The 20682-nt window shown below is 67.7% G+C and carries 18 protein-coding genes; 14 read left to right on the forward strand and 4 right to left on the reverse strand.

Annotated features, from left to right (window positions below):
- The first annotated feature begins 131 nt into the window (after positions 1–131).
- Positions 132–1357, forward strand: a protein-coding gene (locus tag ABFX54_RS45870; protein ID WP_346113355.1) for an IS3 family transposase whose coding sequence is annotated in 2 segments (ribosomal slippage) — positions 132–444 and positions 444–1357 — 1227 coding nt in all. Because the reading frame shifts where the segments join, the coding sequence is not laid out codon by codon here.
- Here the strand turns inward: ABFX54_RS45870 and ABFX54_RS45875 are convergent.
- The 3 genes from ABFX54_RS45875 to ABFX54_RS45885 all read right to left on the reverse strand — a co-directional run bounded on the left by ABFX54_RS45875 (position 1335) and on the right by ABFX54_RS45885 (position 3777).
- Positions 1335–1745 carry an HAD family hydrolase gene (locus tag ABFX54_RS45875; protein ID WP_346113331.1) on the reverse strand — a complete coding sequence of 137 codons (411 nt, stop codon included), beginning with the start codon at positions 1743–1745 and terminating at the stop codon, positions 1335–1337. The genes ABFX54_RS45870 and ABFX54_RS45875 overlap by 23 nt on opposite strands.
- A gap of 117 nt (positions 1746–1862) precedes the next feature.
- Positions 1863–2579, reverse strand: coding sequence for a 5-formyltetrahydrofolate cyclo-ligase (locus ABFX54_RS45880; RefSeq protein ID WP_346113332.1), 717 nt, complete (start codon positions 2577–2579; stop codon positions 1863–1865).
- Between the two features lie 13 nt (positions 2580–2592).
- Entirely contained in the window at positions 2593–3777 is a 1185-nt protein-coding gene (locus ABFX54_RS45885) for a helix-turn-helix domain-containing protein (RefSeq protein ID WP_346113333.1), read from the reverse strand.
- Positions 3778–4055: 278 nt separating this feature from the next.
- Between ABFX54_RS45885 and ABFX54_RS45890 the strand changes: the two genes are divergently transcribed.
- Positions 4056–4964, forward strand: coding sequence for an SAM-dependent methyltransferase (locus tag ABFX54_RS45890; protein WP_346113334.1), 909 nt, complete (start codon positions 4056–4058; stop codon positions 4962–4964).
- Between the two features lie 362 nt (positions 4965–5326).
- Positions 5327–6256 (forward strand): phosphotransferase family protein, encoded by a 930-nt coding sequence (locus ABFX54_RS45895; protein ID WP_346113336.1) that lies wholly within the window; start codon positions 5327–5329, stop codon positions 6254–6256.
- A gap of 108 nt (positions 6257–6364) precedes the next feature.
- Here ABFX54_RS45895 and ABFX54_RS45900 read toward each other — a convergent pair whose 3' ends face one another.
- Positions 6365–6571, reverse strand: a complete 207-nt coding sequence (locus ABFX54_RS45900; RefSeq protein WP_346113338.1) for a hypothetical protein — start codon at positions 6569–6571, stop codon at positions 6365–6367.
- Between ABFX54_RS45900 and ABFX54_RS45905 the strand changes: the two genes are divergently transcribed.
- From ABFX54_RS45905 to ABFX54_RS45955, 11 genes are all read left to right on the forward strand, one after another.
- Positions 6561–7496 (forward strand): ABC transporter substrate-binding protein, encoded by a 936-nt coding sequence (locus ABFX54_RS45905; RefSeq protein WP_346113339.1) that lies wholly within the window; start codon positions 6561–6563, stop codon positions 7494–7496. The genes ABFX54_RS45900 and ABFX54_RS45905 overlap by 11 nt on opposite strands.
- Positions 7493–8599: a methyltransferase gene (locus ABFX54_RS45910; RefSeq protein ID WP_346113340.1), complete on the forward strand. Its 1107-nt coding sequence runs from the start codon at positions 7493–7495 to the stop codon at positions 8597–8599. Before ABFX54_RS45905 ends, ABFX54_RS45910 begins: the two co-directional genes overlap by 4 nt.
- A gap of 111 nt (positions 8600–8710) precedes the next feature.
- Positions 8711–9499 (forward strand): ABC transporter permease, encoded by a 789-nt coding sequence (locus tag ABFX54_RS45915; protein ID WP_346113341.1) that lies wholly within the window; start codon positions 8711–8713, stop codon positions 9497–9499.
- Complete coding sequence (locus ABFX54_RS45920; RefSeq protein WP_346113342.1) at positions 9496–10314, forward strand: ABC transporter permease; 819 nt, start codon at positions 9496–9498, stop codon at positions 10312–10314. The genes ABFX54_RS45915 and ABFX54_RS45920 overlap by 4 nt, the downstream gene beginning before the upstream one ends.
- Before the next feature lie 182 nt (positions 10315–10496).
- A complete protein-coding gene (locus ABFX54_RS45925) occupies positions 10497–11315 on the forward strand; it encodes a M48 family metalloprotease (RefSeq protein WP_346113343.1) in 819 nt (272 codons plus the stop codon).
- A gap of 543 nt (positions 11316–11858) precedes the next feature.
- Positions 11859–13130 (forward strand): methyltransferase, FxLD system, encoded by a 1272-nt coding sequence (gene fxlM, locus ABFX54_RS45930; protein ID WP_346113344.1) that lies wholly within the window; start codon positions 11859–11861, stop codon positions 13128–13130.
- An 11-nt stretch (positions 13131–13141) separates the two neighbouring features.
- On the forward strand, positions 13142–13330 hold the full coding sequence (locus ABFX54_RS45935) for an FxLD family lanthipeptide (protein ID WP_346113345.1): 189 nt from the start codon (positions 13142–13144) through the stop codon (positions 13328–13330).
- Positions 13331–13405: 75 nt separating this feature from the next.
- Positions 13406–16453, forward strand: a complete 3048-nt coding sequence (locus ABFX54_RS45940; protein ID WP_346113346.1) for a lantibiotic dehydratase — start codon at positions 13406–13408, stop codon at positions 16451–16453.
- Positions 16450–17580 carry a lanthionine synthetase C family protein gene (locus tag ABFX54_RS45945; RefSeq protein ID WP_346113347.1) on the forward strand — a complete coding sequence of 377 codons (1131 nt, stop codon included), beginning with the start codon at positions 16450–16452 and terminating at the stop codon, positions 17578–17580. Before ABFX54_RS45940 ends, ABFX54_RS45945 begins: the two co-directional genes overlap by 4 nt.
- The gene (locus tag ABFX54_RS45950; RefSeq protein ID WP_346113349.1) at positions 17562–18530 is read left to right on the forward strand and encodes a thiopeptide-type bacteriocin biosynthesis protein; all 969 of its coding nucleotides are present in this window, start codon (positions 17562–17564) and stop codon (positions 18528–18530) included. The genes ABFX54_RS45945 and ABFX54_RS45950 overlap by 19 nt, the downstream gene beginning before the upstream one ends.
- The gene (locus ABFX54_RS45955) at positions 18527–19672 is read left to right on the forward strand and encodes a hypothetical protein (RefSeq protein WP_346113350.1); all 1146 of its coding nucleotides are present in this window, start codon (positions 18527–18529) and stop codon (positions 19670–19672) included. The genes ABFX54_RS45950 and ABFX54_RS45955 overlap by 4 nt, the downstream gene beginning before the upstream one ends.
- Positions 19673–20682: the final 1010 nt, after the last annotated feature.

Here is a 20682-nt window from a genome sequence, read left to right on the forward strand (position 1 = left end):
GACGAATACACCCTCGGCGCCTGATCGAATAAGTCACTGCAAAAGAGCTACACCCTTCGGACGGGCATTCCCCCTTGAGCGAGGACACCTCGAAGACTGGATCTTGAGGTCCAGGGGAAGAGATGTTCCTGATGGTGATGAAGAACTACCCGCCCGAGTTCAAGGCCGACGCGGTGGCGTTGGTGTTGTCGAGGCCGGACCGGACGATCACGTCGATCGCGCGGGACCTCGGAGTCAGCCGCGAGACGCTGCGAGTCTGGGTTCGCGCCGCGCAGGCTCGTGGCGAAGGCGGACAACGCGGAGCCGGCGCGGCCCCGGTGGGTAAGGCCGCGTCGGGCGGGCACGTACCCTCGGACGACGTGCTGGAAGAAGAGAACAAGCAGCTCAAGGCGCGGGTCCGAGAGCTGGAGCAAGAGCGGGACATCCTGCGCAAAGCAGCCAAGCTTTTCGCGGGCGAGACGAACTGGTGAACCGCTTCCAGTTCGTTGAGGATCACAAGACGCTCTACGGGGTGAAGCGGTTGTGCCGGGTCTTGCAGGTGTCCCGCTCGGGCTTCTACCGCTGGCTGAAAGGCGCTGCGGCGCGGCTGGCCCGCCGCCAGGCCGATGAGCAGCTGGCCGAGCGGATGCGGCGGATCCACGCCGAGCACGATGGAACCTACGGCTCACCCCGGATGACGGCTGAGCTGCGCGCCGCCGGAATGAAGGTCAACCACAAGCGGGTGGAACGGGTGATGCGCGAGCACGGCATCGCCGGGCTGCGGCTGCGCAAGAAGATCCGCACCACCATTGGCGAGCCGGACGCGGCCCCGGTTCCGGACTTGATCCAGCGCGACTTCACCGCCGAGCAGCCGGGCACCCGCTACGTCGGCGACATCACGTATCTACCCGTCGGCGGCGGCCGTTTCCTGTACTTGGCCACGGTCGTGGATCTGTACTCGCGCCGGCTGGCAGGCTGGTCGATCGCCGACCACATGCGCACCGAACTCGTCATCGACGCGCTACAGGCAGCCGCGCATACCCGAGGCGGCCGCCTGGACGGCGCGGTGTTTCACAGCGACAACGGGGCGCAGTACTGCTCGCGGGAGTTCGCCCGGGCCTGTCGCCGGCTCGGCGTCACCCGCTCGCGCGGCGCGGTCGGCACCAGCGCCGACAACGCGCTGGCCGAGTCCTTCAATGCCACCCTCAAACGCGAGACGTTGCAGGGTGCGCACCACTGGCCCGACGCCTGGACCGCCCGCCTGGCCGTGTTCCGGTGGATCACCCGCTACAACACTGTCCGACGGCACTCCCGCCTCGGCCAACTCAGCCCGATCGCCTACGAGGCGATGGCAGTTAGTCTGAGGCCTGCCGCCTGAAATCGGTGTTCGCGTTCGTGGGGGAAGCCCCGACATTGCCCGTCAACACGGTCTGCACGACTTCGGGTATCGCGAACAGCGCGTCCAACGCAGACGCGGCGCCAGGCAGCGCGTGACCCCGTTCTCGCAACTCGGCAGCTCGCTCCAGATGGGCCTTGGTCAGCGCCGAAGCGAACCGGTCGAAGTCCTTTCGCTCGGTATGCAGTCCATGTAGCTTGGCGGTCTCGCGGAAGATCACTGGCTCGGTGATGCCGTCGATCTTCGCCTGCTTGACCATGGGCACGCCAGTGACCTGCTCAAAGGCCTGTGCTGACAGTTCGCGTCCGACTCCCCTCGTGTCGATGAGAGTGTGATCGATGTCCCAGAGCACGACTCGGCGAACCGCCATCGGACCCTCCATCCGCCCCGCCATGCACTCCCGATTGACGCGCACCGCCGATCCGAAGGAGGCGTCTGCGTTCCGGGTGGGCCGCGGCAGCCCTCTGCTCGACCTCGCCCTGAACTCCTAGCTGTCGCGGCACGACGCCCGCTTCGCCAGCAGAGGTATGGCGGCGATCTTCTCAGGGCTCAGACGTTCCCATGACAGACCCGTTGGTCGCTTCGGTGAGTCGCATTCAATGACTCGCTCCGGCGTGACGATGAAATCAACCCGGAAATCATGCTCATCCTCGGGCAAATCCTCATCGAGCACCTGCAATTCATGCACCGTCGTCACGATGGTGGTCGAGTTGCTCAGCAGACCCGCCTCTACCAGCAATGCGACCTCGATATCGGAGTAGCCCGCACCCTTACCTAGTCGCGCTCCCGCCCGGTTCACGGCAACGCTGCCGCACACCACGAGGTCAACTGGTCTCATTTCATCCACATCCACCTTACGGGCGATGCGCGCTGCGACAGCTCGGTCAGCGGCTTCCTCAGCTGGCACGGAAAGGTTGCGTGGGTCGAGGAGGTAGAACGGTGGCGCCTCGGCCAGCTTCGGCACAGCCATGTAAACGATCTTGCCTGCCTTGAGCGCACGTACCCGCACAGGAAGCTGAGCTCGATCCGGCACGGCCTTCACCACCTGGCCGCGCTGCCACGCCGTAAGCATCGTCAACCGCTCGGCGGCCTGCTCAGCACCGCTGAAGGCAGGGATGTAGCCGCGCACCCCAGCCTCGGCCGCTCCCGCTTGCTCGAGCAGCGCCCAAACTCGTTCGCGTACGCACTGCTTCGCCTGATCCATATCCGCCACGTAGCTACCCCATGGTCATCAGGCTCAAGAGCCTGTCCTGCACGTCCTGTACCGCTGGTACGTCTGGCCAGGAACGCAGTTCGCGACTGGCTCCGAACACGATATTCAAGCCGCCGCCGCCCCAGTTGACCTCGATAACATCAATTGCCTGGTGCAACCGTACGGCTGCATCATCCAGATGACCTTGCCTGATCGCGGCCAACGCTAGATTCCCCAGCACAATCCCCTGCGCCTTGGATCGATCATCAAGCGTCAGCGCTGTGCTCTCAAGCAGTGCCTGTGCCCGCTGGTGATCCTGCAAGAACAGGTAGCACGAGCCAGCCATACGGCCGAACTGACTGGACGAAAAGAGGTCGATCGCAGCATCGACGTCACCTACCCGGCCGAAGGACGTATCGGCTTCGATGAGCGCCGCTTCGCATGCAGCTCGTGCTCCCAGCATCGCGTGCGCCTCGGCCAAGTGCGAGAAGGCCAGGCCGCGCAGTACCTCGCTGGCATGCCTGACGGTTTCCGCTGTCTGCTGGGCAAGGCTGAGCGCGGTGCGCGGGTTTTGCTCACCGTAGAGGACCACGATCGTCTTGCGAAGGAGGGCAAGCCCTTCCGCTACCGGGTCACCGCACTGGCGTGCGGCGCGTAGCGCCTGGTCAAGGTAGAGGTGGGCCGTCGCATGGTCACGTCGCTGGGAAGCGTCCCAGACGAGTTGGCCCATCAGCGTGGCAGCCTCAGCTTCCACGGCAGACAGTTCGCGTCGCACACGTCCGTTCGGGGCGTGCATGTTCAGGAAGCGGACCTGAGCGAGATATTGACCAGCATCTGCCAGGAGCGCTGTCGATGGCTCCCAGACGTACCGGTCATCGAGCTGATGAACCTGCAGCCGAAGATGGGCGACCGCTATTAGGTCGAGGCGGAAGGGCTGGTGAACGGCGAACGCAAGGCGCTCCTGATCGTCAGGGGTGCCTACGGACGCCCGCCCCATCGGAGCAGGCGGCACCAGCGCCACCAGTTCACCGCCTACGCCAAGCGCCTTATCGAGGGCGTTCGCGATCCCCAGGCTGGGTGTGCTTCGTCCATGTTCGAGATTGGATATGTAGCTCTTGCCGCAGTTGGAACGGCGCGCGAGATCGCGAATGGACATGCCGGCGCTTAGGCGAAGACGTCGAAGTGCCCCGCCGAACGATTCCGTGTCCATGAGGTGCTCCTCACCGCATCGCCGAGTGTCCGCAGTCTGTCCGGAGTTGCTGCGGACACCCAGCGGACAGTCAACCTCTAGCCCATGCCTGGCGGTACTGACAACGCTACTCCTGAGGGGTGCGACTGGCAGCGCCCTCACACAAAGGCGGCCCCGGCCCCCGGCGCAGCGAACACCGGGGGAAGATCCGGGGCCTTGATCAGGAATCGAGGTCCTGACCCGTGAGAAGCGTAGAACATTCCGCTCCTCCACCCGCTCCGAGTGAGCACGAGGCCACGATGAACACCGAGGAGTCCCCGGCCGCCGACCCTCTGCAAGAACTTGCTGCCGCATCTCCGGCGCCGACGCAGGGGCGGGTGTACGGCTATTTGAATGGCGGTAAGGACGCCTACGCCGCAGAGCGGGCGCTGGGTAAGGCGCTGAAGAAGATCTTCCCTGGCATAAGCGAGGTCACCAGGGAGAACCGGCTGTGCGTGAACGAGCGTGTGCCTGGTTACCTCGCGGAAGAAGGGTTCGGGCAATACCTCGATCTCGGCTGCGGCATGCCGGACGAGCCGCTCCTCCACCGAGCCGTGCAGGCTGTGGTGCCCGGGGCCCGCGTCTCCTACATGGACCATGATCCGACAGTGTTGGTCCACGCCCGCAGCGCGTACGGCTCTTGGCCCGGATTGACCGTGGTCGAGGCTGACGTTTGGAATGTCGACGGCCTGCTGCGACACCCCGACCTGCGTGAGCTGATCGACCTCGATCAGCCGGCCGTCGTCGTTGCTGGTGCGGTTCTGCATTTCGCACCCGACGAGACCGTCAAGCGGGTGGTGGACGACCTGGCCGCCGGTCTGGCCGCCGGCAGCGTCCTGGTGCTGTCTCACGTCACGGATGACGGGGTGGCCGAGGAGGACGCGGCCAAGGCGAAGGAGCTGTATGAGAAGTACGTAAGTCCCATCTACCTGCGGTCCAAGGAGGAGATTCAGGACCTTCTGGGAGGCCGCCGCATGATCGCGGGCTTGTGCAGGACATACGAACTCCTGCCACAGCACCCCGACGATGTGGCCCTCGCGCGAAGCGTCGAAGGCGCCCCGCACTTCTATGCGGGCATCGTCGAACTCAGTCCCGGCCCCAAGCGCGGGATGGCCGTGTCCGCGGCACGACGGGAGGAGATGGCTGCTCAGGACCGGGGCATGCGATGACGTGCGGATCCCACATAGCCACGAAGCGCAAAGCCCTCCAATACGTCACTCTGCAGTTCGCCTATCCCGGCTGGACGACCACCACAGCACCGCCGCTAACTCCGGCAAGGAGGAACGACGAGCCATGACTGCGCAAGGAGATCACGGAGCCGGAGCCGGCGGCGGGCATCCTGCGAAAACTCGTCCAGGACGACCCCGATCAGCCTCGCCTCCCCTCTATGGCGCCTGCGCGGAAGGTCGCCTGTCTTCAGGCACGACATGCGCGCCCTGCGCTGAACCGACCGCAACAACCGGTTCGACATCACGACGAAGGAGAAATGAGACATGAGTCCGCACGGCGGCTTTTGCGCTTGGGAGACGTCATGACACGTCTGACTCTAGAAGACCTGCCCGGTCCCGTGTTGGAAACGATCAACTGGCGATGCGGGGAGCTGCTGAACATCTCCCAGTATCTGCCCGCCAGCCCGGACGGCAGCGCGCTGCTGGCCCGGCTGGAGTTCGATGACGGCAGCCGGGCGGTGTTGAAGGCGGGGGTCAAGGGCACCGATGCCGGTGAACTGCTGCGGCGAGAGACGTGGGCGCGCACCCACCGCACCGACGTTCCCGGTCCCGAGGTGCGGCTGATCGGCACCATCGACCAGGCTCACCTGCTCGTGACGAGCTACGTCAACGACATGTATCACGCGCCGAGCCTCGTACCCGGAACGCGTGATCTGGAGCTGGTGGTGGAAGGGCTGGCGGAGCTGAGCTTGCGATTCGCCGCCACCAGCATGCCCACCGGCGCCGCGCGGGCCGAGGACGACCTTCGCCAGGAGGTGAGCAGCGCCATCCAGGTTCTCAGTGCGGGGGTGCTGCCCGTCGACGAACTGGACGTCTGGCAGGCGGCGCTGCGGCTGTTCGACGACGCGGCCGTCGCGGGCACCACCCTGCTTCACCGGCAGTGGGCGCCGCGACACCTGCTGGTCGCCGTGGGGTATCCCATCGTCGTCACCGACTGGTCCCGGGCCGCGTACGGGGCCGCGTGGGTGGACCTGGTCCCGTTCGGGGTGCATCTCGTGCAGGCCGGCCACCCGGAGGAGGAGGTGGAGGACCTGTTCGCGTGTTCCTTCCCCTGCTGGCGTCAGGCGCCTTACAGGGCGGTCACCGGCTACATCGCGACATGGGCACTCCATCAGATGCTTGTGGCATCCCGCACGCCCCGGCCTCAAGACGCTCCTCTCCAGCCTGGCCCCACCCCGCCCCTACGGCCCGCTGCGTTGGCCTGGGTGCAGCACCGGCTGCGCTCGAGCTGACCATACCTTCGCCGTGATGCGGCGTCCCGTTACCGTCTCGGCGTCGCCGCTCGACTGATCAGCACAGGCGTGAGATCGAGCCACGACCGCGCCCCAGCTTCATTCCCTCTATCCCTCTTCTGTTTGGAATTCCATGAAACGACTACTATCGGTCACATTATCGGCGCTATGCGTGCTCGCGATCGGGTGCGCGCCGCCGAGCAGCACCACAGCGCGCCGCTCGACAGGTATCTGCGGCTCGAACACCGCACCCGCATCAACAACGGCAACCACGGACGCGGCCAGGGAACTCGTCACCCTCCAGGTGGCCATCATCTCCATCCCGGACGTCGCGCCGGCGAAGCTGGCCGAGCACTGCGGGTTCTTCGCCCGCGAGGGCCTGAAGATCCGGTGGACCGAGATCCGCGGTAGCTCCGACGCGGTCCCGGGCCTGGCAAGCGGCGACACCCACGTAGCCCTGTGGAACTACGTCACCGGGTACGCGGTGGAGGACCGACAGCCGGGCCTGGCCCGCCTGATCGCCGACGCCTACCAAGCCGAAAACGACTGCTTCCTGCTGATGGTTCGCAAGGACTCCCCCATCCAGAGCCTGGCGGATCTGAAGTCGAACGGTACCGGCGACAAGATCACCATCGGCGTGGGGACGTTCAAAAGCGTCTCCACTCTCACAACGGAAAGCACCCTGCGTCTGGCCGGAGTCACCGCGGACGACATCACTTTCGTGCAGGTTCCGCTGCCGCAGATGGCCGCGGCCGTCCAGAACCGCCGTGTGGATGTGGGTTGGATGACCGAGCCGTTCATCACCTTCTTCAAGAAGCAGTACGGCGGCCGGCTACTGGAGGACGTCGCCACGGCGGGCACCAGCCAGTGGCCGATCGCCGGCTGGGCGGTCGGCACCAAATGGGCCGACGCGCATCCCGACCTCGTCGCGCGCTTCCAGCGCGCTCTGGCCCGCGGGCAGGAACTGGCCGCCCGGGACGACAGCACGGTCAAGAAAATCCTGCCCTCCTACGCGCACATCGACGAGGAGACGGCCCACTCCATCGCGCTCGGCTCGTTCCCGACCACACTCAACCCCACCCGCCTGCAACGCGTCGCCGACGCGATGGAGGAGTTCTCCAGAGGCAAATCGGAAGCGGACAAGTACCTCACCAAGCCGATAGACGCATCCAAACTCCTGTGGCACGCGCCCGGCTCGGCCTCCACCTCGCCCACCTCCCCGTTGGGGGCCACTTCATGAGCGTCGATGACCGTGACATGCCCGCACCGCCGGTAGAAGGGGCCACCGGCGCCGGCGAGATCGACAACGGCCCGTTCGCCGCCCGGCAGCAGGCCATCACAACGCAGAAAGCCATCCAGCAGATGACCGGCGCTGACATATGGCTGAAGGCGTTGCAGTCCTTCGTGAGTCTCGGCATCGCCGACACCCTGGACGACGACGAATTCCGCACCAGCGATGACCTGGCCAAGGTCTGCCAGGCCGATCCGCAGATGATGGACCGCTTCCTGCACGCCATGCACGCGTACGGCGTGATGACCACCGACGAGCGTGGCCGCTACGGGCTGACCCCGCTCGGCCAGGACCTGCGCCCCGGCGCCGCGATGTGGGCCGCTCTCGGTGTGATCACCTCGCCGCTGTGGCAGCGGGCGGGCGCCGGCCTGGCTGCCACCATCTGTACTGGACGTCCTCACGCCCTGAACGGCGAGGCAACCCCGTACCCGCTGATGGCCGCCGAGCCCGGCCTGGCCGGCATGTTCGCCACGTTCATGAGCAGCCGCACCATCGGTCTGGCCACCGCGCTGGCCGCCCGCGACTTCGCCGGAACCCGCGTCGCCGACCTCGGCGGCGGCGACGGCACCCTGCTGTCCACCATCCTGGACGGCGACCAGCGTCTGACCGGGATCCTCATCGAGCGAACCGAGGTGGCCGCGCGGGCGGCCACCCGTTTCGCCGAGCGGGGCCTGGCCGGAAGAGTCGACGTCATCGCGGACGACATCTTCGCCGACACCTGCCCACCCGCTGACGTGGTCATCGTCTCCTCTGTCTTGCACAACTGGGACGACGCCTCCGGCCTGCGGTTGCTGTCCAACGCCCGCCAGGCGCTGGAGAAAGGCGGACCGGACGCCGAGCTGTGGGTGGTCGAGACGCTGCTGCCCGAACCCGGCATCCACACCAGCGGCATCGACCTGGACCTGCGGATGATGACCCTGTTCGCCGGCGGCCGGGAACGCACCCTGCCGCAATACCGGGCCCTGCTGGCGCAAGCAGGACTCACCCTCATCAGCAACGAATCCCTGCCCGGCGATTTCACCCTCATGATCGCCATAACCGACAGCGACTAGCCCCTCCAGCCATCTCCCCGAAGGGGCGGGCGATCGGCCAGCCTTCACCCCGCAACCGATCGCCCGCCCCCTCACCTCCTCCGATTACCCGACGCCTTTCGTGGAGAGTTCGTGAGCACCCTGACGTGGCAGCGCCGCGCCCTGCTCGGCGCAGCCGGGGTTGCCCTGCTCGGCGTGACCGCTGAACTGGCTCACCGTCTCGGCCCGCCCGGCCCCCGCGTGCTGCCCGCCCCCTCCAGCGTGGCAGCCGCCGCAGGCGACCTGCTGGCCGACGGCGAGTTCGCCGCACATGTCTATGCCACCCTGTACGCCTGCGCTGCCGGCCTGGCCGCCGCCTTCGGGCTGGCCGTCACGATGGGACTGCTCCTGGGCGCGCTGCCCGGCGTCGAACACGTGCTGCGGCCCATCATCGAGTTCCTGCGCTCAGTCCCGTCACTGGTACTCATCCCCCTAGCGCTGTCCCTGCTCGGTGATCCGAGCGCCGCCAAGGCCGCACTGATCGTCTACAGCTGCTCCTGGCCGATCCTGATCACCACCCTGTACGGGATGCTGGAAATCGAACCGCTGCTCAAGGAGACCCTGCGCGCCTACGGCTTCGGCTTGCTCGCCATCGCATGGCGCGCCTGCCTGCCCAGCACCGCACCCCACATCGCCACCGGCGTACGCCTAGCCATCCCCGTCGCGTTGATCGTGTCGGTCAGCGTCGAGGTCATCGCCGGCGCCACACCCGGCATCGGCACCTACATCGTCAACGCCTACAGCTTCGACCGCCCCGCCCACGCCCTGGCCGCCACCGTCGTCGCCGGACTGCTCGCCCTAGCCGCTACCGAGCTGTGCGCCGCCGGCGAACACCAGCTCTTCACCTGGCACCGGCACACCACCGGAGCACAGCCCCGATGACCCCACACCGATACCGCCTCCTGCGCCCGAAGCGTCCTTGGGCCCGCGCGCTGCCCGCCCTGGCCGCGACGGCCGCGCTGATCGCCTGGGAGGTGATCACCCGCATCCACCACCTGCTCTACTTCCCACCACCCAGCACGGTCATCGCCCGCGCCTACGACCTATGGTTCGCCGGCCCAGCCTTCCTCACCGACCAGGCGATTGAAGATCTGCTGCCCAGCCTGACCCGCCTCGCGCTCGGCTGGACGCTGGCCGCCGCCCTCGGCCTGGCCGCCGGAATCGCACTCGGCCTCTCCCCCGTTCTGGCCGCCCTCACCAACCCGATCCTGCACATCGGCCGCGCCATTCCACCACCCGCGCTCCTGCCCCTCTTCTTGGCCACGCTGCCGATCGGCACCCCCACCCAGCTCGCCACCATCATCTACGCCGTCACCTGGCCCATCCTGATCACCACCGCAGACGGCATCCGCAGCATCGACCGCGCCTTCCTCGACACCGCCACGGTCTTCCGGCTCCCACGCCGCCAGCGACTGCTGTCGGTGCTCATCCCCGCCGCCGCCCCCAGAATCCTGGCCGGGCTACGACTGAGCGTCTCCCTCGCCCTGATCATGATGGTGGTTTCCGAGCTGGCCGCCAGCACCGATGGGCTCGGCTACCGGCTCCAGCAAACCGCCAGCACCCTGGACATCCCCGCCATGTGGGCAGTGATCGTCCTGCTCGGCAGCCTCGGCATCATCGCCAACGGCCTCTTCCTGCTGCTCCAACATCGTCTTCTGCGATCACGCCAGTCCACACCCACCCACGGCCACGCCTGACTCTCTCGTCTATCCGCTACCGATACCGCTTCCACGGAGTGCCCCTTCCCATGGCCACCACCCCTACCCGCTCCGCCTCCAAGCCCCGCAAACCCCAACGGCGGACGTTCCGCGAACTGGGCGAAGAACTCACTGCCAAGGCGAACAGCCTCTCTTCCCGGAGCGGTCTCTTCGTGATGCCCGTGCTGTTCATTGCCTTCGGCTTCGGACTGAGCGCTCTGACCGGCCAACTGATCGCGCTGGCATGCTGGGCCGGTCTCGTCCTGCTGTCCCAGATCGGGTGGGCGATCAAGAAGAGCCAGATCAGGCGGTCCCCGACCATCGACTGGGACAGCGCGGCCTCCTACGAGCAGGGCCTTCTCTCCGTGGTGCACCCGGACGTGGCCGACGTCATCGCCCAGTCGCGTGCGGCGGCCCGGCAACGCGACTACGAGCTCCACGTCTACCCGGCCAGATGCTGTTGCGGCCACCCGGAGAACGCGTGCACCTGCATGATGCGCTGGTCGGCGGGCATGTTACCGCTGGTCGGCACCCGGCACGCCATACTCCTCGTCGGCGACCGGCTCATGCAGCCCGCCAACCTGGATGTGCTGCGCTTCGTCCTGGCACACGAGCGCGCTCATCTGAAGCGCGCGCACATGGCAGCACACCGGGTCAGCATGATCGTCCTCACCGGAGGCGCCATGCTCGCCGGGATCTTCTCACCCGGACCGACCATCGTGGCCAGCCTCGCGGGAGTACTGCTCCTGCACGTCGCGGTCAGCTGGACGCTCGAACTCGCCTGCGACACAGCCGCCGTCGCCATCCACGGCAACGGCGCGCCTGGGTACTGGGCCTTGACCCGGCCGGTCCGCCGCCGACGCGCGGCCGCGCTGCGCTGGTGGCAGCGCCCCCTCCTGCTCACGCTGCTGCTCATGCATCCGCCCAAGGCGATACGGATACGCGCCTGCGCCTACGTCCACAAATTCTCCTCCACCCTCACCGACTGCGACCGGGCGTAGGGCCGGTACGAGAGGCACCGCGCCAGGCCCACGACCAACCTGCCCGGCCGAACAGATAGTCAGATCCCTCCCGAGAAGAGCAGACGATGATCAGAGCCCGCCGACCGCAGACGGCTGAGCCGGACCCACCGGAGCCCGTATTCGAGTGGGTGCCGTACACGCCGATCGGCAGCGCGCTTCGGATCACGCACACCTCATGCTGCGGCCGCTATGAATTCGCGTGCGAGGGCGGACGCTTCTTCGTCCTACGCCCGGTCGCTGGCGGCAGCTACGAGGAGACCGGACGCGGCCTCTACCGTCACGCTCTCACCATCTACACCGCCCTCGTCGAGCATCACCGCGCTGAACATCGGCACCGAGTCAGACGGCCAGGGTCCGACGTAGCCCCACCGGAAGCGCAATCGACATGACTTTTCGCCCGCATCAGTTGGAGAAGGCCGATCAAGCTCAACGCCACGCCCGGGGCTTCGTTCAGCGACGTGACGCAGCGCCACCAGCGACCATCTACCAGTTACCCATCACCACCAAGAAGAGGAATAACCCGTGATCACCGACAACGCCGTCCAGGACGCAGCCGTGTTGCGTGACGCCATGGCCACCAGTGTGGCGACCGCATGCGCCGAGTGGGGCTTCCCGCTCCCGGGACGGGTCGAGGCCGCGTTCCGTACGGTCCCCCGGCATCTGTTCGCCCCTGAGGTGTCGCTGGATGCGGCGTACGCGCTGGACATCGTCGAGGTCAAGCGCAGCGAGCACGGCGTGCTGACCTCCACGATGTCCGCGCCCGACACGCAGGCCGTACAGCTCGTACAGGCCGACATCAAGCCGGGAATGCGCGTGCTGGAAGTCGGATCAGGGGGCTACTTCGCGTCCCTGCTGGCGAAGCTGGTGGGCCCAGCAGGTCAGGTGACGACGATGGACATCGACGCCGATGTGACCAGCCGGGCCCGCGCCTGCCTGGACGCGGCCGGGTATGAGCGGGTACGCGTTGCCACCGGCGACGCCGAGTACGGCCTGGAGGACGACGGCCCTTACGACCGCATCATGGTAACGGTCGGCGCGTGGGATATCCCGCCGGCCTGGCGTAAGCAACTCGCCCCAGGCGGCAGGATGGTCGTTCCGCTGCGGATGAAGGGGATCAGCCGATCGCTGGCCCTGGAGTGTGTGAACGATCATCTCGTCGCCGTGTCGCAGGCAGTCTCCGGCTTCGTCTGGATGCAAGGCGCCGGCGGCAACCACGGCCATCTGTGGCTGCTGGGCAGCCAGAAAGTCGGGCTGCGCTTCGACGACGGAAATCTGCAGCAACCAGCCGCTCTGGATGGCGTGCTGGCCGGCGAGCCTGTCGCGGCCTGGTCCGGGGTGACCGTACGGAGGTCGGAACCGTTCCCGGACCTGGCGCTGTGGATGGCGACCGCTCTGCCTGGCTTCTGCCACCTGGTCGTGGACACCAGTGACGGTGACCCAGGAGTCGCGGTCGAGCCGGGTGGACGCCGGTTCCCGTTCGCCGCGGTCGATGAGGAGGGCGACTCCTTTGCCTACCTGTCGGTCCGCCCGGCCGGAGAGGGCGTCGTCGAGATGGGAGCGCATGGCTACGGCCCTCACGGATCGCGGATCGCTGAGGCGGTCGTGGAACAGGTGCGGGTGTGGGACCGCGACTACCGCAACGGACCCAGCCCGGACTTCGCCGTCTGGCCGATCGGCACCGCTACGGAGGCGTTGCCCGAGGGCGCGCTGGTCATCCAGAAGCGCCACACGAAGATCACGATCTCCTGGCCCGACGTAACTGCTCGGAGCCAGGTGGCCCCACCCACCCAGTGAAGGAGGAAGCAGTGTCCATCAACACCGTCGAGGCACCCCAGGGGTTGCCTGTCACGGAGATCCCTGACGAGGACTTCGAGCTCGACATGCGCGTGATCGAGGCGAGCGTGCCGCTGCCCGTCCTGGCGTGCTCCACCGACGACAACTGCAACCCCTCGTGCGCGAGTTCCTGCGCCACCGCCGTCGCCGACCCGTTCTGACGACGACGTAACCCCGCTGTCGGCGCCGTGCCCTTTGGCGGCGCCGACAGCCCCACCCCTCTGAGGTGGAGGATCATGAGATCAGCGCTGTTCTTCCGGCCCTCCGGCCCGGTACTGGGCCGGGTGAGCACCTTTCCGGACGGGTTGGAGCTGCCGGATCACCTCGACGATCCCGATGCTCCAGCGGAAATCGATCGACGGTGGCTGGCCGAGATCTGGGCGCGTCCCAATGTAAGGGCGGCGCTGCGCCTGGCCAGCCCGTCGCTCTCCGGCCGGCTCGACATCGTCACCCGTGAGGGAGCCAGTACCGAGCAGCTGCGGCGGCTCACGCTGACCGTGGCGTCCTATCTGGTGCGCTGGCAGCGCCGACCGGTCCCGTTCGGGTTGTTCGCCGGGATAGCGCCGGTGCAGGTCGGGCATACCGTGACGCCCTGCTTCGGCTCCGGCCATCGGGTCCTGATACGGGCTGACGGGCAGTGGCTCGCCATGCTCGTGGATCGATTAGAGAGGCGTCCCGAACTCCTGGCCGGTCTGCGGGTGATGGTCAACAACTTGTGCTTCGTACGCGGCGATCGGGCCATCGTCCCAGGACGTTCCAGCGCCGGACAGCCAGGTCCGCTGACCGAGACCTCGATCCGCTGCACCCGGCCCGTGCAACTCGCTCTGAAAGCGGCCAACGTGCCCGTGCCGTTCGGCTGCCTCGCCGAGCAGCTCCAGGCGGCGTTCCCTGCCGCCACGCTTGGCACGATCACTACCCTGCTGGCCGACCTCGTCGCCCAAGGGTTCCTGCTCACCTCATTACGCCCGCCCTCGACCGTCGTGGACGGCCTGCCGTATGTGATCGACCACCTGCACGCCGCCGGCAACGACCTTCCCGACATCGCGGACCTCCGGAGAGACCTCGAAGGCATTCAGCACCGGTTGAGCCGCCCTTCTGCGGGAGATCCGCCGGCGCACGCCGACATCGCCGACCGGATGATCTCCATCTGCGGCGGCATCGATACCGTGCTGGCCGCCGACACCGCGGTCGACGGGCAGATCAGCCTGCCACGCACGGTGCTGGACGAGGCGGCCGCCGCCGCGTCGGTGCTGCTGCGCCTGACCACGCGGCCGTTCGGGCCGGAGATCTGGCGGGACTATCACCTCGCGTTCCGGGCGCGATACGGACCGGGCGCTCTCGTGCCGGTACGGGATCTGATCGCAGATTCAGGACTCGGGCTGCCCGCCGGATTCCTCGGCGCGGCACGTGACCGGCCCCTGCGTCCTCTGAGCGACCGCGACAGCACGCTGCTGCAGCTCATCCAGCAGGCCACCATAGAAGGCCGCTCAGAGATCACACTGACCAAGCGGCTGATCCGCGAGCTGACGATCGGCGATCCCGCCGAGATGGTCGTCCCGCACCGCGCCGAGCTGCCTTTCCAGGTGGAGGCGGAATCGGCGGACGCGGTCGCACGAGGTGCGTTCACCTTGTGGGTGACCGGCGCGCCGAGGACCAGCAGCAGCATGGCCGGCCGATTCGCCCACCTGCTGCCCGAGCGGGAGCGAGACCTGCTGGCCGCCTCCTTCGCATCCGGTGGCGACACGGTGGAGGCACAATTGTCCTTTCCGCCTCGCCGCAGGCACAACGAGAACGTCGTCCGCGTCCCTCTGATCCTGCCCACGATGATCTCCCTGGGCGAGTATCCCGCTCCCGGAACCGCCGCGATCAGCGTGGACGACCTCGCGGTGACCGCCGATGCGACCCAGATGTACCTGATCCAGATCTCGACCGGCCGCCGCGTCATGCCCTGGGCCTTGCACGCGCTGGAGGCGTCGGTACACACTCCCCCGCTGGCCCGGTTCCTCGCCGGAGTACCGCGGGCCCGTCATGCCGTCTATGGGCTGTTCGACTGGGGCGCCGCCCGCAAGCTGCCGCACCTGCCGCGCCTCCGCTATGGCCGTACGGTGCTGGCCCCGGCCCGCTGGATCCTCAACGCCTCCGACCTGGGCACGCCACGCGATTCTACGCAGGTATGGAACAAGCGCCTCGAGGCGTGGCGTGAGCGATGGCGCGCCCCCTCCCAGGTGGTGCTGTACCAGGAAGAGACCCGGTTGCCGCTCGACCTCGACTCTCCCTTGGACCGGATCCTGCTGCGAACCCGCCTCGACCGCGCCGGACAGGTCGAACTCCGCGAGGACCCCCACGGCGGCTGGACCGGCCAGTCCTGCGAGTTCCTCGCCACGCTGACCGCCGCACCAGTCACCCACCGCCCCGTTGTCGCGCCCGCCGTCATGGAACGGCCGGTCGCGATGCTGATGCCCGGCTCCGGCGACCTGCTCCACGCGCAGTTGCACGGCCACCTCGCCCGCTACGACGAGATCTTGACCGGCCATCTGCCCCGCCTCCTGCAGAGCCTCGATCTGGAGCGCTGGTGGTTCCGCCGCCACCGCGACACCCTCCGGCCCGACAGCCTTCAGCAACTCTGGCTCTATCTGCAACTGTCCGCTCCCGGCCAGTACGGCGCCGCAACTGCCCACCTGGCCGACTTCGCCACCAACCTGCAAGGGCAAGGGCTGCTCGCACGTCTTGTCTTGGCGCCGTACCAGCCGCAGACCGGCCGCTACGGTCCCGGTACGGCTATGACCGCCGCGCACCAGGTAGCCGCCGCCGATTCAGCCGCCGCGCTGGCCCAGATCGCCATGGCCGCCCGCTCCGGCGTGCCCGGTCAGGCGATCACCGCAGCATCGATGGCCGATCTCGCCGCCGGTCTCGCCCCCACGTCCGAGGACGGGCACAGGTGGCTGGTCAACCAGCTCGACCGCGCGTACGGGGAACGCGATCGGGCATTGCGGAACACAACGCTGCTCCTGGCCGACTCCGCCGAGGACCATAAGGCCCTGTGCGACCACCCGGGCGGCGCGGCGGTGGCCGCCGCCTGGGCCGTGCGGCGGGCTGCCCTGAGCGAGTACCGCGCGCAGCTCGTCCGCCACCACCGCCTGCCCATCACCGTGCTGCGGTCTCTGCTGCACGACCACCATGTCCGGAGCATCGGCGTCGATCCCGGCATCGAGGCTGTCACCAACCGGCTGGCCCGCGCCGCCGCGATGCGTCTCCTGGTCCTCGCGGAACGGATCACACGATGATCAAGGCAGCAAGCGGTTCCCTGGCGCAGTCGCTGGCCGCAGGAGCGGCCGGAACAGCGCTGCTCCACATTGAACGCGCCCACATCGGGTCGCAGCCATGGCGCACCGCGCACGAGTGGATCAGGGCCGCCACCGGCGAGGAGATCAGCGTGGGCGAACAGGCGGGGCTCTACTTCGGCGCACCGGCCATCAGTTTCGTCCTGCATGCCACCCGGACAGGCCGCTACGGCAAAGCCGCCGCCACCATCGACGCGCACGTCACCCGCCTCGTCGAACGCCGGCTGGCCCACGTGACCGCCCGCGTCGAACGAGGTGCGCCGGCGGCGTTCGCGGACTACGACCTGTTCCGTGGCCTGACCGGAATCGCCGCGCTGCTGGTGCGCCACGTTCCTGACGCCGGCGTCCTCGAACCGATCCTGAGCCATCTGGTACGGCTCACCTGTCCGGCCTCCGGCGGGCTCCCCGGCTGGTGGGTCGATCATGATCCCGCCTCGACCGTACCCACGCCCGGTGGTCACGCCAATCTCGGGATCGCGCACGGCGCCGGCGGCATCCTGGCCGTGCTCGCCATCGCGCTTCGCGATGGCGTCGCCGTGGAGGGCCAGGCCGACGCCATCCAGCGGATCTGCGCCTGCCTCGACCAGTGGCAGCAGGACGGCGAGGCCGGACCGTGGTGGCCGCAGTGGATCACGCGCGCAGATCTGGAGTCCGGCCGGACCTGGCAACGCGGGCCGGGTCGCCCCTCCTGGTGTTACGGCACCGTAGGCATCGCCCGCGCCCAGCAACTGGCCGCCATCGCCCTCGGCGACACCACCCGCCAACGCCTCGCCGAGCATGCCCTGGCCGCCTGTCTCGCCGACCCCGCCCAGCTTGCCCACCTCACCGAACCTGGGCTCTGCCACGGCATCGCCGGCGTCTACCAAACCGCGTGGCGAGCCGCCGGCGACGCCCTCACCCACGACATCGTCGCCTGTCTCCCCGCCCTGACGGCGATGCTTCACCAAGCCGATTCGCACGCCGACGACAGCCTGCTCACCGGATCCGTCGGCCTCGCACTCGCGCAGCACACCGCCACCCACAACACACTCCCGCACTCGGGATGGGACACATGTCTACTGATCACCTGATCGACCCCGTCGCCACTGATCTGGCTGAGGCCGTAATGGCCGTCCTGTCCGGCACAACTGTCGCGAAAGCCGCCTCAGCGATCAACACGCTCCCCGCGGACCTCGCCCACGCGGTCGAGCTCTATCAGAGCGCCGGCCGCGAGGCGCTCCGAACACACGTTGCTGAACGCGACTGGTACCAGCTCAACGTCGAGTACCCCGACACCGCCGACGTCGCAGCCGCCCACCTCGGCCAGCGCCTCGACGCCCTTCACGAGCTGGTCGGCGCCTGGTGGTTCATCCGCAAGCGGCCCGGCCTCAGACTGCGGCTACGCCCACGCGCCGCAACCACGACCGATATGAGAGCCGCGGTCAACACCGCGCTGAACGACCTCGCCACCTCAGGGGTGATCTCACGCTGGGGGCCGGCCATCTACGAGCCGGAGACCGCCGCGTTCGGTGGCCCCACCGGCATGGAGATCGCCCACGAGCTGTTCTGCGCCGACAGCAGCCACATCCTCACCTACCTGCGACAACAGGAGCCAGGCGTGGGACGCAAGGAGGTGTCGATGCTGCTCCTCGGCACCATGCTGAGCACCTGCCTGGACCGCTTCGAACGCGGCGACGTCTGGCAGCGTGTCGCCGAACTCCGCCCTCTGCCCGCACCCCCGCCTCCAGCCCGGTTGGAGGCACTGACCGAAAAGATCCGCCCCCTCGTCGCCTCTCCCCTCAGCCCCATCACCCCCGCCGGACCGCTCGCCTTCGCCGCACCATGGGCCGACGACTTCCGGCGCGCCGGGCAAGCCCTGTACGAGGCCGCCACCGCCGAACACCTCACCCGCGGCATCCGCCACATCTTCGTCCACCACGTGATCTTCCACTGGAACCGGCTCGGCCTGCCTGCGACCACCCAAGGCGTCCTCAGCCGCGCAGCCTGCGAAGCCCTCCTCCCCACCGGGAACCGGCCATGACAACGCCCCCCATTGCCCAGCTCACCCGCTGGTTCCCTCTGGTCGATCGGGCCCGCCCTCCATACCCGCCCCTCGCCGACCGGATCGCCGAGGTCGGGAGTCTGGCCCGCAGCACCGAACGCGCCGCCGACCCGCTGCTCGCCGCTGCCCAAGCACTCAACGCCGCCGCGCTCATCGCCAGCGACTGCGGCCTACCCGACCTCGCACACGAGCTGTGCTGGCGACAGATCAACCCCTACCGACAGGCCGGCCATCTCACCATCCGCCAGGCCCGGCACATGCTCGAACCGGCCGTCAACCTCGCCCGCCTGCACCTGCGCGCAGGCGACGCTAAGCAAGCATGGACGCTGCTCGACAACCTCCACCACGCCATCGCCACCAACACCGAGGTCGCGATCGAGGGGCGAACCCTGCCGACTCGGGACCTGACGGGCAGCCCTGAGGAATACCGAGAGCTCCGCGTCTGGGCCTGGCGCGTCCACCTGGCCGAAAGCACCCGCGCCCTCGTACGACTCGGACGCTGGTCCGACGCCCTCACGCACATCGAACGCAACAAAGGAATCGGCCTGCACCTGATGGACGGCCGCCAGGTCAAGATCGTGACCGCCTGCCTCGTCGGCGACACGGATGCCGCCCTCGCGGTACTGAACAGCAGCGCACTCACCGAGCCGTGGGAGCGACAGGTCGCGGCGTGCCTGACGGTGATGTGCCAAATCGCCAGGAACCAGCCTGCGGAGCACGAGACCGACCAGATGATCGAACAGTACCTTGCCGGCGGGCCGGAGCCTGGGCACGTCATCTTCCGCACTCGCCTGGGCCTGGCCGTCATCGATCTCACGGCCTGCGCCGCCCCCGCTCGGGTCGGCCCGGCGTACGCCCGCCTCGTGGATGAGGCCGTCGCCTCAGCGGACGGCTACGTGGCGCGGGAACTGCTCACCCACGACAGGTGCAGCACGAACCTCAACCCCGCCGACGAGAAGCTGCTCACCTCCGCAGCAGAGTCCGCCGGGCTCGGGATCGGCACCATCCCCGAACCGCTGCTAAGCGATCTCCTCGAGGCGGTCGCGAGAAGTGAACTGGTGATACGACGTGGGTTGAAGGTGCCCACGAAGGTCGTCACCGGCCCTGCGCCAACATCGTAAGAGCCGTCCCCGCGGCTACGAGTCCGCGCCCAGCCTCGTCGGTTCTCTGGCCCCGTGGCGGGGCCGAAGTTGCTCAACTGGTCAACGACGCATCGCGTCTTCCTGTTGGGCCATAAAGTTGCTAGCGGAGAATGGGCGCCGTCAGCGGACAAGCACACATGCTGCCATGATAATCCTTATGGATGTCGGCGCTGCTTGCCAGCAGATGTATAGCTGGCGGATGGCATGCATCAGAACGAAGGGCTGCTCCACAACTTAACGCTGCTTGCCTAAGCCGGAGTCGTGTTTCGGTGTCGGAGCGGGCGAACTGTGGGCGATCTACAACTCCCACGCCAGGTCGCGGTACTTGTCGTGACCGTAGCTATGGTTCAGGCGGTGCTACCGCCGAGCAAGACGGGCAGACTCCTGTTTCTCCCTCCCATTCGTATGAGCATTTGTTTGGGCCGGTGTCGGGAGCCCATTCTCTGACAGCGCTTCGGGGCGATGCTCCCTTGATGTATTGGACGGATGAGCAGGGTCGGCAGCAGGCCGGTCTTCGGTGCCGTGTGTCTTTTCCTTTGTCTGACCTGACGGCTCTTTGGATTTTCCTGAAGCGATGTGAGCTCTACTGCTCGCGGGCGTGGTGGCGGGTGATTTGGAGGATCGCGTGTTGGAGACGGGTCGTCGGGCGCTGGGCTGTTGGTGGCTAGGAGTGACGGCGGGGCGGCTGGGCTCATGCGCGACGGGCACGGATGTGGTTGCGCCGGTTTGCCCTGGTGTGGGGGTGCGAGGAGCTCGTCGCGGTGCCTTGGTGCGTGAGGTCTCGGGTGTCGGGGTGCTCTGGGGCGGTATCGGAGTGATCCCTTTGGCGCTTGGTGGAGCCGCAGGAGAGTTCTGCGCCGTGGTGGCGGATGCGATGTCGGCGCGGTGCGGAATCAGCGCGGCTGGGAGTGGGGACGGTGACGGGGGCGGGGACGGCATGTCGTCCAGAGTGGGAATGCTGGCGGGTACGCCGAGGATGACGGCGGCGA

Source organism: Nonomuraea maheshkhaliensis (assembly GCF_039529435.1).
GTDB classification, from domain to species: Bacteria; Actinomycetota; Actinomycetes; order Streptosporangiales; family Streptosporangiaceae; genus Nonomuraea; species Nonomuraea maheshkhaliensis.

Coding starts and splice junctions, on each gene's coding strand:
- ABFX54_RS45885 (WP_346113333.1), bottom strand. CDS start 3,777: ATGGACACGGAATCGTTCGGCGGGGCACTTCGACGTCTTCGCCTAAGC.
- ABFX54_RS45875 (WP_346113331.1), bottom strand. CDS start 1,745: ATGGCGGTTCGCCGAGTCGTGCTCTGGGACATCGATCACACTCTCATC.
- ABFX54_RS45880 (WP_346113332.1), bottom strand. CDS start 2,579: ATGGATCAGGCGAAGCAGTGCGTACGCGAACGAGTTTGGGCGCTGCTC.
- ABFX54_RS45895 (WP_346113336.1), top strand. CDS start 5,327: ATGACACGTCTGACTCTAGAAGACCTGCCCGGTCCCGTGTTGGAAACG.
- ABFX54_RS45950 (WP_346113349.1), top strand. CDS start 17,562: ATGTCTACTGATCACCTGATCGACCCCGTCGCCACTGATCTGGCTGAG.
- ABFX54_RS45955 (WP_346113350.1), top strand. CDS start 18,527: ATGACAACGCCCCCCATTGCCCAGCTCACCCGCTGGTTCCCTCTGGTC.
- ABFX54_RS45945 (WP_346113347.1), top strand. CDS start 16,450: ATGATCAAGGCAGCAAGCGGTTCCCTGGCGCAGTCGCTGGCCGCAGGA.
- ABFX54_RS45940 (WP_346113346.1), top strand. CDS start 13,406: ATGAGATCAGCGCTGTTCTTCCGGCCCTCCGGCCCGGTACTGGGCCGG.
- ABFX54_RS45910 (WP_346113340.1), top strand. CDS start 7,493: ATGAGCGTCGATGACCGTGACATGCCCGCACCGCCGGTAGAAGGGGCC.
- ABFX54_RS45920 (WP_346113342.1), top strand. CDS start 9,496: ATGACCCCACACCGATACCGCCTCCTGCGCCCGAAGCGTCCTTGGGCC.
- ABFX54_RS45890 (WP_346113334.1), top strand. CDS start 4,056: ATGAACACCGAGGAGTCCCCGGCCGCCGACCCTCTGCAAGAACTTGCT.
- ABFX54_RS45900 (WP_346113338.1), bottom strand. CDS start 6,571: ATGATGGCCACCTGGAGGGTGACGAGTTCCCTGGCCGCGTCCGTGGTT.